Annotated in this window: 13 protein-coding genes; 4 read left to right on the top strand and 9 right to left on the bottom strand. The window is 36.9% G+C overall.

Features of this window, described 5'->3' with window-relative positions; all coding sequences use genetic code 11:
• Positions 1 to 2 precede the first annotated feature (2 nt).
• The 5 genes from CQ046_RS13325 to CQ046_RS13305 all read right to left on the bottom strand — a co-directional run bounded on the left by CQ046_RS13325 (position 3) and on the right by CQ046_RS13305 (position 4,144).
• Complete coding sequence (locus CQ046_RS13325; protein WP_105702728.1) at positions 3 to 1,241, bottom strand: sulfate adenylyltransferase subunit 1; 1,239 nt, start codon at positions 1,239 to 1,241, stop codon at positions 3 to 5.
• Between the two features lie 106 nt (positions 1,242 to 1,347).
• Complete coding sequence (gene cysD, locus CQ046_RS13320; protein WP_105702727.1) at positions 1,348 to 2,256, bottom strand: sulfate adenylyltransferase subunit CysD; 909 nt, start codon at positions 2,254 to 2,256, stop codon at positions 1,348 to 1,350.
• Positions 2,257 to 2,268: 12 nt separating this feature from the next.
• Positions 2,269 to 2,982, bottom strand: a complete 714-nt coding sequence (locus CQ046_RS13315) for a phosphoadenylyl-sulfate reductase (protein WP_105702726.1) — start codon at positions 2,980 to 2,982, stop codon at positions 2,269 to 2,271.
• Between the two features lie 83 nt (positions 2,983 to 3,065).
• Positions 3,066 to 3,482: an RrF2 family transcriptional regulator gene (locus CQ046_RS13310; RefSeq protein ID WP_027372388.1), complete on the bottom strand. Its 417-nt coding sequence runs from the start codon at positions 3,480 to 3,482 to the stop codon at positions 3,066 to 3,068.
• A 167-nt stretch (positions 3,483 to 3,649) separates the two neighbouring features.
• Positions 3,650 to 4,144, bottom strand: a complete 495-nt coding sequence (locus CQ046_RS13305) for a GNAT family N-acetyltransferase (protein WP_105702724.1) — start codon at positions 4,142 to 4,144, stop codon at positions 3,650 to 3,652.
• Positions 4,145 to 4,293: 149 nt separating this feature from the next.
• Between CQ046_RS13305 and CQ046_RS13300 the strand changes: the two genes are divergently transcribed.
• The 3 genes from CQ046_RS13300 to CQ046_RS13290 all read left to right on the top strand — a co-directional run bounded on the left by CQ046_RS13300 (position 4,294) and on the right by CQ046_RS13290 (position 8,754).
• Positions 4,294 to 5,688 carry an aminopeptidase P family protein gene (locus CQ046_RS13300; RefSeq protein ID WP_105702723.1) on the top strand — a complete coding sequence of 465 codons (1,395 nt, stop codon included), beginning with the start codon at positions 4,294 to 4,296 and terminating at the stop codon, positions 5,686 to 5,688.
• Positions 5,689 to 5,702: 14 nt separating this feature from the next.
• Complete coding sequence (locus tag CQ046_RS13295; protein WP_105702722.1) at positions 5,703 to 7,874, top strand: S9 family peptidase; 2,172 nt, start codon at positions 5,703 to 5,705, stop codon at positions 7,872 to 7,874.
• Between the two features lie 274 nt (positions 7,875 to 8,148).
• Positions 8,149 to 8,754, top strand: a complete 606-nt coding sequence (locus tag CQ046_RS13290; RefSeq protein ID WP_105702721.1) for a DNA-3-methyladenine glycosylase — start codon at positions 8,149 to 8,151, stop codon at positions 8,752 to 8,754.
• Positions 8,755 to 8,757: 3 nt separating this feature from the next.
• On the opposite strand, the gene mug is transcribed toward CQ046_RS13290, so the two are convergent.
• Positions 8,758 to 9,261, bottom strand: a complete 504-nt coding sequence (gene mug / locus CQ046_RS13285; RefSeq protein ID WP_105702719.1) for a G/U mismatch-specific DNA glycosylase — start codon at positions 9,259 to 9,261, stop codon at positions 8,758 to 8,760.
• A 249-nt stretch (positions 9,262 to 9,510) separates the two neighbouring features.
• Here mug and CQ046_RS13280 point away from each other — a divergent pair, with 249 nt between their 5' ends.
• On the top strand, positions 9,511 to 9,828 hold the full coding sequence (locus CQ046_RS13280; protein ID WP_105702718.1) for a DMT family transporter: 318 nt from the start codon (positions 9,511 to 9,513) through the stop codon (positions 9,826 to 9,828).
• 189 nt (positions 9,829 to 10,017) lie between these two features.
• On the opposite strand, the gene CQ046_RS13275 is transcribed toward CQ046_RS13280, so the two are convergent.
• From CQ046_RS13275 to CQ046_RS13265, 3 genes are all read right to left on the bottom strand, one after another.
• The gene (locus CQ046_RS13275; protein WP_105702717.1) at positions 10,018 to 10,719 is read right to left on the bottom strand and encodes a LytR/AlgR family response regulator transcription factor; all 702 of its coding nucleotides are present in this window, start codon (positions 10,717 to 10,719) and stop codon (positions 10,018 to 10,020) included.
• Complete coding sequence (locus CQ046_RS13270) at positions 10,700 to 11,773, bottom strand: sensor histidine kinase (protein ID WP_105702716.1); 1,074 nt, start codon at positions 11,771 to 11,773, stop codon at positions 10,700 to 10,702. Before CQ046_RS13270 ends, CQ046_RS13275 begins: the two co-directional genes overlap by 20 nt.
• 149 nt (positions 11,774 to 11,922) lie before the next feature.
• Positions 11,923 to 12,270 carry a DoxX family protein gene (locus CQ046_RS13265; protein WP_228406950.1) on the bottom strand — a complete coding sequence of 116 codons (348 nt, stop codon included), beginning with the start codon at positions 12,268 to 12,270 and terminating at the stop codon, positions 11,923 to 11,925.
• Positions 12,271 to 12,663: the final 393 nt, after the last annotated feature.

Raw genomic sequence — 12,663 nt, 5'->3', positions numbered from 1 at the left:
TTCTATTGAATTATACAGGCTGCTACCGTTGAATTGGACGTTTCATCCACCAAAATGGCCGAGCCCGTTGTTTTATTATGGGTAAAGCTGTCGTAAACCAGAGGCTGTGCTGTACGGAGTGTAACTTTTACAATTTCGTTCAGTTTAATTTCGCCATCAGTCTGCTCCCGGATAAGGGTATTAACATTGATCTTGTAGTCTACCTCTTTTACCACTGCTTTTACAAGTCTACTGTTCTGTTGCAGAAGGTATTTATTTCCTGGCTGCAAAGGTTTTTGATCAAGCCAGCATAAAAGAATTTCAAGGTCTTTTTCAACGGCCGGAACATGTTCTTCCGTGGCAAAAATATCTCCTCTGCTGATATCTACATCATGAGCAAGGTGGATCACAGCTGGCTGGCCTTCAAAGGCTTCTTCTTTTTCAATACCATTGATCTCAATTTTGGTGATTTCAGTGGTTAGATCTGCAGGAAGAATGTGGATTTTATCTCCTTTTGTGAATTTTCCACTTAATATTTGTCCGGCATATCCTCTGTAATCATGCAATTCTTCTGTTTGAGGGCGGATGACATACTGAACCTGAAAACGGCTTCCATTATTTTTTTCTTCATTGATCGTTACTTCTTCAAGGTATTCCAAAAGTGAATTTCCTTCGTACCAATCTGTTCTGGACGATTTTGAGACAATATTATCTCCTTTTAATGCAGAGATTGGGAAATAACTTACCTCATTCAATCCCAGATTTTCTGCAATTTTTGAATATTCTGATTTTATATTTTCAAAAACTTCTTCGGAATAATCTACCATATCCATTTTGTTGATGGCTACAGCAACTTTCTTCAACTGTAATAAAGAAGCGATGATGGAATGTCTTCTGGTCTGCTCAATGACACCTTTTCGGGCATCAATCAGAATAACCATTAGATCAGAATTGGATGCTCCGGTGATCATATTACGGGTATATTGCACATGTCCCGGAGCATCAGCAATGATAAATTTCCTTTTTGCGGTTGAAAAATAGCGGTAGGCAACATCAATCGTTATTCCCTGCTCTCTTTCTGCGCGCAGACCGTCTGTTAAAAGGGCAAGGTCTACTCCGTCTTCATTTTTGTTTTTAGAATGTTTTTCAAGGACTTCCAATTGGTCCTGTAAAATACTTTTGCTATCGTAAAGCAGTCTTCCGATAAGGGTGCTTTTACCATCATCTACGCTTCCTGCTGTTATAAATCTTAATATATCCATCCGATTGTAATTATAAGTAATGAGTAATGGGCAATGAGTAATATTTTGCTGTTTAAGAAGTAAAGGTGTTTATCCTAATACTTATTACTCATCGCTGATTGCTTATTTAGAAATAGCCTCCTTTTTTTCGGTCTTCCATGGCGGCTTCTGTTACCCTGTCATCAATTCTGGTTTCGCCACGTTCTGAAATTCTGGTTGCTACTATTTCTTCTATGACAGCATCTATTGTTACCGCATTAGATTCTACAGCAGCAGTGCATGTCATGTCTCCTACGGTACGGTAACGAATTTTCTTGGTAGTAATGATATCTTCCGGTTCTAACACGACATGTGTTGAATTGGCAAGCCACTGTCCGTTAAAGTCGATTACTTCTCTTTCATGCGAGAAATAGATGGAAGGGAGAGCAATTTTTTCTCTGCGGATGTAGTTCCAGATGTCAAGCTCTGTCCAGTTGCTGATTGGGAAAACTCTTACATTTTCTCCTTTATGGATTTTTCCGTTGAAAATATTCCACAGCTCCGGACGTTGCAATTTAGGATCCCACTGCCCGAATTCATCACGAACTGAGAAGATTCTTTCTTTCGCTCTTGCTTTTTCTTCATCTCTTCTGGCTCCTCCGATGCAGGCATCAAATTCAAATTCTTCAATCGTATCAAGTAGCGTGTAGGTTTGCAGCCAGTTTCTACTTGGGAATTTACCTTTAGCCTCAGTTAATTTTTTACTTTTTATAGTGTCTTCCACTTTTCTGACTACCAGATTCACGTCTAACTGTTTTACCAGCTGATCACGGAAATCCAATACCTCCTGAAAGTTGTGTCCGGTATCTACATGAACAAACTTAAACGGGATTTTCCCATGGAAGAATGCTTTTTTGGCCAGATGAGCAAGTACAATACTGTCTTTTCCTCCGCTAAATAATAAAGCCGGACGTTCAAACTGACCCGCTACTTCTCTTAATATATAAATAGATTCGGCTTCTAACTGATCTAAATAGTTTAACTGATGTATTGACATTTTTTTCTTTTTTTATTGATGAATATGCAGACCGCATTCTTTTTTGTTGGCATCTTCCCACCACCAGCGGCCGGCTCTGAAATCTTCCCCTTCTTTGATTGCTCTGGTACAAGGCTCGCATCCTATGCTTACAAATCCTTTTTTATGAAGGTGATTGTAAGGCAAATGATGATCTTTTACATACGTTGTCACCTGTTCTGTCGTCCAGTGAAGGATGGGATGAAATTTTATGATTTTATTATCCGGATCCCATTCCAGCTGTGGCATATTCTGTCTGTTCGCAGAATGTTCAGATCTCAGACCGGTAATCCATACTTCATAGCCTTCCAGTGCTTTTCTTAATGGGTGAACTTTTCGGATGGTACAGCATGCTTTCCTCTTTTCTACAGATTGATAAAAAGAATCAGGACCATTTTCTGTTACAAATTCTCTGAGCTCTTCCATATCCGGATAATAGGCTTTGATGCTCTTTTTAAAAAAAGCCTTAGTGGATGTCCAGGTTTCATAGGTCTGCTCAAAAAGTCTTCCCGTATCCAGGGTGAATATTTCAATATTTAAATCTTTTATCAGATGAGTGATGACCTGGTCTTCGTAACTGAAACTGGTTGAAAAGATCACTTTGTCCGGGAATCTTTCAGTCAATATTTGCAGCCCATTTGTTTGAAAAGAAGCTTCATTAGCCTCTTTTACAAGATTTTCGAATTCATTTTTCAGACTGTTATTCATTTTGAATTGAGATTTAAGTCTTGCAAATATATATAAAATTCTATAACTCCTATCAAAATGGTAGAATTTAAATAAAAAAAATTTTATTTGTTATTGATAAACTTAGTCAGAGTGGCTTCCATCATGCTTGTTCTGGTCTTTTCACGAACGATCATTAACTCTTTTCTCAGATAACAGACTGCTTCATCTACACAATCGTCACAGGCTTCGTAAAAGTTTAAAGAAACGCATGGTGTAAGCGCAATAGGACCATCGAAAATACGGTAAATATCTGCTAATGAGACCTCATCAGGTGATTTTAGAAGGTAATACCCTCCTACCTTACCTTGTTTACTATTGACAAGTTTGGCTCTTTTAAGTTCGAGAAGAATTTGTTCCAGAAATTTCTTGGGGATGTTCTCGTCTTGTGCAATAACGGAGGTTGGCAGAAAGCCCTGGTTATAATTCCTTGCTAATCTGACCATTGCTTTAAGCGCATATTTGCAACGTTTCGACATCATAATCTCTGCAAGTTATGATAAATTATCTGATAAATGAAATGTTTTATGGCGAAGAAGTTGAAAGTGGAAATATATAAAACCACCCCGTCAAAAATTCTTTGAATTTTCGCCACCCCCCCCACAGGAGGGGAATTTAAAGACTTTCGTTTGTAATATGAGACACAAGTTTACTCTTTCTGTAAAATAAAGTAAGCAAGTTCTTTATCCTCGCGAATCAGATTTTCAATTCTGTTGAAGCCGCTTTTCAGAAGTACTTTTTGTGATCCGATATTATCAAGATCGGTTACTGCAACAATATCTTTTTTACGATTTAGTGAGGAACAGTAGTCAACAAGTGCTTTGCAGACCTCGGTTCCAAGTCCTTTACCCCAGTAATTTTCTCCCAGGGTATACCCTATTTCTATTTGTTCAGGGTTGTCTAGAAAAACTCTGGCAAGACACATTCCTACAAAATCCTGAGTCTGAGCATTAAATATTCCCCATCTGCTGAAGGGGCCTTCTTTATAATCGGCTAATGCTTTATCGAACATTTCCTTATATTCTTCGGGAGTCTTGTAAGGAAGATATCGGGTAACGTTTTCATTTTGAAAAAGAGTGGAAAATAAAGAAAATTCTTCCGGAGTAAATTCGCGGATGATGATGGGATCGTTTTTATAATGCATTGTAAATTTATAATGAAATTGGGCAATACGATAAAATTACATAAATAAACTAAGAACCTATCATAAAAATCTAAACTTTATTGTAACAAAGACGTCTTTCAACGATACAAATCGTACATTAAACCTTTAAATAAAAAACTACTCATAATATGTTTTCAGCAACCACCTACCAGGATAGAAGAGCCGTATTGCAAGCCAATTTAGAAAGCGGAATTTTATTGTTTCTGGGAAATATCGAAAACCCTGTGAACTTTGAGCACAACCCCTATTATTTCCGTCAGGACAGTACCTATTTATACTATTTCGGAATTCAGGAACCCCGCATTGCAGCTATTATTGATATTGATGAAAATAAGACCATTGTTTTCGGAGATGAACTAAGTATCGATGATATTGTATGGATGGGCAGACAGGAAACCCTGAAAGAAAAAAGCCTGAAATCCGGTGTACAGGAAACACGTCCTTATGCGGAACTTTCTCAATATATCGTAAAAGCACAGACTTCCGGCAGAAAAGTGCATTATCTTCCTCCGTATCAGTCTTCCAATAAAATTTTGCTGGCGGATCTTCTTGGGATTAAAATTGCTGAATTACAGCCTTCTGTAGAAGTGATCAAAGCAATTGTAAAGCAACGTTCCGTTAAAGAACCTCAGGAAATTGTTCAGATAGAACAGGCAGTAAATGTATCCAATGAAATGCATCTGTTGGCAATGCTTGCAGCGAAACCGGGAATGAAAGAATATGAAATTGCCAATGCCATCCAGCATCTTGCAGGTAATAAAGAATGCCAGATGTCTTATCCTCCTATCGTAACGATAAATGGGGGAATTCTTCATAATCATTACCGTCTTAATACCATGAAAGAAGGTGATCTTTTCCTGAATGATTCCGGAGCGGAAACAGCGATGGGATATGCAGGGGATCTTACCAGAACCTTTCCTGTGAGCAAGACTTTTACCACAAAGCAAAAAGAAATGTATGAAGTGGTTCTGAATGCTTTTAATCAAGCTCAAAACCTTCTGAAACCAGGAATACGATTTAAAGATATCCACTTGAAGGCTGCACAGCATTTGGTAGAAGGACTTATTGATCTTGGACTAATGAAAGGAAATCCTGAAAACGCTGTAAAAAACCATGCCCATACCCTGTTTTTCCAATGCGGACTGGGGCATATGATGGGACTTGATGTACACGATATGGAAGACCTTGGAGAACAATATATTGGTTATACTGAAGAAGAACCAAAAGATACCAAAACATTCGGATTGAAATCTTTACGTTTAGGAAAAGAACTGGAATCCGGTTTTGTAGTAACCGTTGAGCCCGGCATTTATCTGATTCCAGAATTGATTGATATGTGGCAGGCTGAAAATAAAAATGCAGACTTTATTAATTATGATAAAGTAAATGAATACCGAAACTTCGGAGGAATTCGTGTAGAAGATGATTTCCTGATTACAGACGACGGCTACAGGCTTTTGGGTAACGGATTGATTAAAACAGTTGAAGACATTGAAAATTACAGAGCTGAGCATTTAGCTTAATCCCAATAATATCTATGAAGAACATAAAAAAACTAACAGTCATTGCATTGTACTTTCTGTGTCTATCGCCTTTTGCAGCACAGAAAACACAGTGGACACCAGATGGCAATGCATATTATTCATTTACTAAAAAAGGAGTTGAAATTGTGGATGTACTGCATCCCGGAAAAGACCAGACGCTTTTAAACAGCAGTGAGCTGGTTCCTGCAGGAAGTTCTGAAGCACTTCAGGTACAGAGTTTTCAGGTATCCCCTGATGATAAAAGTTTATTGCTTTTTGCCAATACCAAAAAAGTATGGAGAGACAATACCCGCGGAGATTACTGGATTTTCGATAAAAATACTAAAAAACTTACCCAGCTTGGAAAAGGATTACCTGCTTCATCACTGATGTTTGCAAAGTATTCACCGGACGGTAAAAAAGTGGCTTATGTGTCCAAGCATAATATTTATATTGAGGATCTTGCTAACAATCAACAGACTAAGATTACTACAGATGGAAGGGATGGAATGATCAATGGTACTTTTGACTGGGTATATGAAGAAGAATTTGGAACTCAGGACGGCTTCAGATGGTCTCCTGATGGGAGTAAAATCGCTTACTGGAAACTGGATGCACGAGGAACGAAAAACTTCCTGATGATCAATAATACCGACAGCCTGTATTCTTTTACTATACCGGTAGAATATCCAAAAGTAGGAGAAAACCCTTCTGGATGCAGTATCTGGTTTTATGATTTTGCCTCTAAATCTTCAAAAAAAGCTGATATTGCAGGTGATGAAATGCAAAACTATATTCCAAGAATGGAATGGGTATTGGATTCTAAATCCGTTATTCTTCAGCAACTGAACAGAAAACAGAATCAAAGTAAAATTATCGTAGCAGATGCCAATTCCGGAAGCAGTAAAACCATTCATACAGAAACAGATGCAGCATGGATTGATATCAAATCCCGCTGGAACGACAATGATCCGAAAGGTTGGGATTGGATTGATAATGGAAAAGAATTTTTGTGGCTTTCTGAAAAAGACGGATGGAGACATATTTATAAAATAGATATGAACGGTAAAGAAACATTGATTACAAAAGATGCCTTTGATGTGATTCAACCGGAGTTTTTTGATGTGCAGAATAAACAGATTTACTTTTTAGCTTCTCCAAATAACGCCACTCAGAAATACCTGTATAAAGTAAGCATGAAAGGAGGAAATGCTCAAAAAGTGACCCCTGAAGCCTATAAAGGATCCAACGAATATACCATTTCTCCTAATGGAAAGATTGCCATGTTTACCAATAACAGTATCAATGCATTTTCCGCAGATGCAGTGGTGTCACTTCCTGAACATAAAGAGCTTGTAGCTGCCAAAAGATCTGCAAAAGCTGATCCTGCTAAGTCTAAAGCTGAGTTCTTCCAGATTACCACTCAGGATGGTGTCACATTAGATGGCTGGGTAGTGAAGCCTAAAAATTTTGATCCCAATAAAAAATATCCTATCGTTTTTACAGTCTATGGAGAGCCTGCTATGCAAACGGTAACAGACGAATTTTATACCGGTTGGAATTGGTTATATGCCGGAGATATGGCGGAAGACGGCTATTTATATGTTTCTCTTGAAAACCGTGGAACACCCGCTCCAAGAGGACGTGAATGGAGAAAATCTGTCTACCGAAAAATAGGTCAGATGAATATCCGTGATCAGGCCATGGGAGCCAAAGCCCTATTCGCAAAATGGCCATATGTGGATACTTCAAGAGTTGCCGTATGGGGCTGGAGCGGCGGTGGTTCTTCTACCCTGAACCTGTTGGGACAGTATCCTGATATTTACCAAACGGGTATTGCCATTGCTCCTGTTGCCAATCAGTTGTTCTACGATAATATCTATCAGGAGCGTTATATGGGACTTCCGCAGGAAAACAGAGAAGATTTTGTTAAGGGTTCACCATTATCTTATGCTAAAAACTTAAAAGGAAACCTTCTGTTAATTCACGGAACAGGTGATGACAATGTACATTATCAGAATACGGAAGTATACATCAACGAACTGGTAAAATACAACAAACAGTTTCAGCTGATGTCTTATCCTAACCGTACCCACGCTATTGATGAAGGAGAAGGAACATCGTTACACCTGACAACATTGTTTACTAAATATCTTAAAGAACATTGCCCTCCGGGAGCAAGATAAATAACAAAAGTCTCACAGTGATGTGGGACTTTTTTGTTGTAGGATTAAACAAAAATTCCCCGGATTGCTCCAGGGAAAAATAAGTGTCAAAACCTATAAATTTTTATAGTGGTGTAAAATGATGTTAAATAATAAGAAACAATGGATGTGCCAAATTAATCACTATTTTATGAAATGTGCCTTTTTGTGGTACCTTTTGTCTACTTCGTTTCCAAGGACTTCCATTTCTATAAGATTATGACTAAATTTGAGTGAATAATTTCTAAAATCATTCATGAAACTACCACGCTCCTATTATTCCAATCAAGATGTTCTGTTTCTGGCTCAGGATCTTTTGGGAAAAGTGCTTTTTACGGAAATCAATGGTGAAACAACAGCCGGAATCATTGTAGAAACAGAAGCCTATTTTGGCGTTAAAGATAAAGCTTCCCATGCATATGGAGGAAGACGAACTGACCGCACAGAAACATTATACAGCCAGGGCGGAATTTCTTATGTATATTTATGTTATGGAATCCATCACCTTTTCAATGTAGTAACTTCTGTGGAAGATGATCCTCATGCTGTTCTGGTGAGAGCTGTAGAACCTTTGATAGGTAAAGAAATCATGGAACTAAGGAGAAATATGCCGGCTTCTAAACCAGCCATTTCTGCAGGTCCGGGATCAGCATCCAAAGCATTGGGGATTGATCGGTCATTCAACAAAAAAGATTTAACGGAAAATGAAATATGGATTGAGGATCATGGTATTTCATATACTCCGGACGAAATCATTACAGGACCTCGTATAGGTGTTGCTTATGCACAGGAAGATGCTCTTTTGCCCTGGCGTTTCTTTGTAAAAGAAAACAAATATGTGAGCAAGCCCAATAAAGTATAAATATCAGGATTCATGAACCGAATCATAAAACTCTTTATAATGAATAACCAGATTGTCAAGGGAAAAACCACGGTTCAAACCACTGGTATTCGGTAAAACCCATACTTTTGCTCCACAGAAGTCTTCAGGCTGTTCTCCCCAAAGAATTTCTTTCTTTTTAGAAAATGCCTTGTACGCTGCTTTACCAAGAAAAGCAATATATTCCGGTTGATAGTTTGTTATTTTTAATTTGAAACTTTCAAGAGATTCATCAAATTCTTCCTTAGAAAGCTCATCTGCACGCGAAGTTGCTCTTGCCACAGCAGTAGTCAGTCCATATCCGAAATCCAGAAGAGAAGTATCATGTACCGCTTCTATTTCATATGGTGTAAAACCTGACTGATGCAGTACTTTCCAAAAACGGTTACTCCTTCCGGAAAAGTGATAACCATCATTGGATGATTTTAAACCTGGATTGATTCCGCAAAAAATAACGTTGAGATCTGTTGAAATAATGTCTGTCAGCATTAGATTGGTCTGTATAAAAGATTAATTTACAGCTTAAAGGTATCAATATTTGTAAGATTCAAAGATAAATTTTATTAAAAAATACGGTACGTTTCATCTTCTTTAAAAGACGTTTTATCTCCAGTTTTTGCGGTGTCACCTACTTTATGGTATTCAATATGAATTGATAACGGTAATTTTGTGACAGTAATTATGATGTGATATTCTATAATAAAGAACCCATTTTAAGACATCATTAAAACAAATAGTATGAACTGGATTGCATTAATTATCGCAGGAATTTTTGAAATTGGATGGCCTTTGGGGCTTAAATTATCTCAACAGCCGGAAAATAATAAATGGAGCTGGATCATGTTCTCAATCTTATGTATGACGATAAGCGGAGGATTTCTCTGGTATGCCCAGAAAAGCATCCCGATCGGAACTGCATATGCAGTCTGGACAGGAATTGGTGCAGTAGGAACATTGTTGGTTGGGATTCTGTTTTTCCAGGATTCAGCCAGTATTTTAAGATTACTTTCTGCATTGCTGATTGTAGTGGGAATCGTTGGTCTTAAGCTATTTTAATAAAAAATTGGCTTAAGATGATCACTCATCATTAAGCCAAAACATTATTCAACATTCAAATAATAGACTATCTCTTTATATTTCTCTGCCTTTGAATCAAACGACTGATAACTCCCCTCCTCCGGAGGGGTGGCAAAAATTCTTTGAATTTTTGACGGGGTGGTTTTAAACATAATTTCACATCAACCCCTAAAGCTCCATCAACGGCTTATAAGTTCTTCCCACAGGAAGTTTTTTCCCATTGATCTGAATGATATTCGCAGACTTTTCTTCTATTTTTGATCGGGATATAATATAGGATTTATGAATGCGGGTAAACATTTTTGGATTTAAAGTCTCTTCTATTTTACTGATAGGCATTTTAAAGGTGAAAGTCTCCGCTTTTGTATGAATATGAATATATTCTCTTAAACTTTCAATATATAAAATGTCCTGAAGAATAACTTTCACCTGCTTTCTTCCAATGCTGATAAAAATAAAATCACGCTCAGCAACTTCCAGTAAAGCATCTTCTGCTTCCATCAAATGTTTGAATTTGCCAACAGCCGTCTGAAAACGCCCATATGGAATGGGTTTCATCAGATAATCCGTAATATCAAGCTCATAGCCTTCTACAGCATATTGATGATAGGCTGTGGTAACAATGACAAACGGAGGATTTTTTACTTTTCTGAGGAAATTAAACCCTTTTACTACCGGAAGATGAAGATCCAGAAACATCAGATCCACTTCATGAATACTTAAAAGACTGCTGGCATATACAGCATCAGCGCATTTTCCCACAAGATTCAGTTCCGGATCTCTGGAGATAAAATTTTCCAGAATTTCTGAAGCAATGGGCTCGTCTTCTACAATAATGCAGTTATATTTTTTAGAGACTTCGGGTGTCATGAAAATCTATGATTAAGGTTACAAAATAACGGTCTTTCTTATCTTCCACGGAAAGCTTGTGTTGAGGATAAAGCAGTTCAAGCTGCCTACGGATATTTTTCAGTCCTATTTGGGTAGAATGCTGTTGGATCTGTTCTTCTTTGGAGTTTTCTACAGCATAAGTAAGAATTCCGTTCTTTAAATGAATATCAATACTTATGAATGTATTTCCTAAGCTTTCTGAAACACCATGTTTAAAGGCATTTTCTACAAATTGTATCAATATCAAAGGGGAGATTTCCTGAGAAGGATTATCAATATCTTCTGTAAAATTTAAGGTTAGCTCACGGTGGCGGATCTTCTGGATTTGTATAAAATCCCTTATGTTTTCAATATCCTTAGCTATGGAAATGGTATTTTCTGCTGCTTCATAGATATTATAACGCATTATTTTGGAAAGCTGTAGAATGACTTCCGGAGTTTCGTCCGCTTTTTTTAAAGCCATTCCATAGATGTTATTGAGGGTATTGAAAAGAAAATGTGGATTGATCTGTGCCTTCAGCATTGTCAGTTCCTGATCCAGTTTTTCTGATTTTAATTGAGAAATCTGGTCTTTCAACAGGTTTTTCTGCCTTGTAATTTCAACCCCGAAGATAAGCCCTGCCATAAAAATCAAATCCATAAAAGAATTGAAAGCCACATAACCATTGATAAACTCTGAAGGCAGCTTTCCGTCCAGAGTTTCTGTAACACCATAGATATAAGGATAAATGATAAAATGAGTGAAGAAACGATGCCCCAAAACGGCTGTTATTACAATAAGAATATAGAAAACGTATTTGAAAATCTCTTTACTATGAATCTTATCGTACACATACAGTAATGCATAGGCAAGAGGCATTTTGACCAAAAGATAACCAAGCTCCAGCATAAGCGTATTCTGAAGTCTTATCTGCCATTTAAAATCCGGAAACTGATATCTGGACCAGTAAAAGTCAAGATAAACTTCCAGAATATAATACAATATCCAAAAAAGCAAATGAACCCGTAACTTAGATCCGCTGTTTCGTTTCAAGCTTAATAATGATTTAATAGTACAAAGTACCGGTTACTCAGTCAAATATAGAAATATAAGTCTAGCAAATGAACACAATGATCTACAAACTACTCGTTTCGATTCATGTTAAATAATAAAGATTGGTAAAGGAGATCATTGTTGGAGATCTAAGTATTCTTTTTATTCTTAAACTTTAAATATACTTCAGGATACATAAGATTAAAAAAACTGAAAATCAGCAAAACATTGTACTCAATTCCGTTGGTGCCGCCTCCTACCACAAACCATCCATTCTGCCAGTGAACGTAATAAATTCCAAAAGCAAAAATGAGAATATTACAGAATGCTACTGGTTTGATACATCTGTCAATCCACAGTAATGGTATTGAGAAAAGATGAGTCAGTTTTACGGCCCACGCTACATAAATGCCTATAGGACTGAATCCTAAACTGTTCAGGTAAATATTCCCAAAATTGTTCACATCTCCACTGAAAATAGAAATCACACTATGCATTAGTAATATTACTGAAAGGGCCAACCGAAGGTAAAAGTTCTTTATCATGCCAACAAAATTAGAAGACAAAAACAAGTACTCAGTATTTTGTATATCAACAACTTGGAAGCAGGGATAAAAGTTTCAGTGTAAGGTTTTATTCTTGAACTGAATTTTAATAAGAAATTAAATATTTAATATATTTCAATATTTAGTGATTTAGTAAAGATAATTTATTATATTTACATTAAGGTTGGATGCGATGGTTGATTCCCTCATAATCATTAATCTATATCTACAAAATAATATTAAATTATTATGACACGATTCTAATACACAAATGCTTCTATCTTTTTCAACAAAAAAAGAGTGGTAAAACAACTTACCACTCTTTTTACATTGTATTAAGAAATT

The sequence above is a fragment of the Chryseobacterium sp. MYb7 genome (assembly GCF_002979455.1).
Taxonomy (GTDB): Bacteria; Bacteroidota; Bacteroidia; order Flavobacteriales; family Weeksellaceae; genus Chryseobacterium.
This window is presented reverse-complemented; position numbering and strand designations above follow the sequence as displayed.

Bases quoted from the DNA above. Each gene is read 5' to 3' on its own strand.
- CQ046_RS13325 (WP_105702728.1), bottom strand. From the start codon at position 1,241: ATGGATATATTAAGATTTATAACAGCAGGAAGCGTAGATGATGGTAAA.
- cysD (WP_105702727.1), bottom strand. From the start codon at position 2,256: ATGTCAATACATCAGTTAAACTATTTAGATCAGTTAGAAGCCGAATCT.
- CQ046_RS13315 (WP_105702726.1), bottom strand. From the start codon at position 2,982: ATGAATAACAGTCTGAAAAATGAATTCGAAAATCTTGTAAAAGAGGCT.
- CQ046_RS13310 (WP_027372388.1), bottom strand. From the start codon at position 3,482: ATGATGTCGAAACGTTGCAAATATGCGCTTAAAGCAATGGTCAGATTA.
- CQ046_RS13305 (WP_105702724.1), bottom strand. From the start codon at position 4,144: ATGCATTATAAAAACGATCCCATCATCATCCGCGAATTTACTCCGGAA.
- CQ046_RS13300 (WP_105702723.1), top strand. From the start codon at position 4,294: ATGTTTTCAGCAACCACCTACCAGGATAGAAGAGCCGTATTGCAAGCC.
- CQ046_RS13295 (WP_105702722.1), top strand. From the start codon at position 5,703: ATGAAGAACATAAAAAAACTAACAGTCATTGCATTGTACTTTCTGTGT.
- CQ046_RS13290 (WP_105702721.1), top strand. From the start codon at position 8,149: ATGAAACTACCACGCTCCTATTATTCCAATCAAGATGTTCTGTTTCTG.
- mug (WP_105702719.1), bottom strand. From the start codon at position 9,261: ATGCTGACAGACATTATTTCAACAGATCTCAACGTTATTTTTTGCGGA.
- CQ046_RS13280 (WP_105702718.1), top strand. From the start codon at position 9,511: ATGAACTGGATTGCATTAATTATCGCAGGAATTTTTGAAATTGGATGG.
- CQ046_RS13275 (WP_105702717.1), bottom strand. From the start codon at position 10,719: ATGACACCCGAAGTCTCTAAAAAATATAACTGCATTATTGTAGAAGAC.
- CQ046_RS13265 (WP_228406950.1), bottom strand. From the start codon at position 12,270: ATGCATAGTGTGATTTCTATTTTCAGTGGAGATGTGAACAATTTTGGG.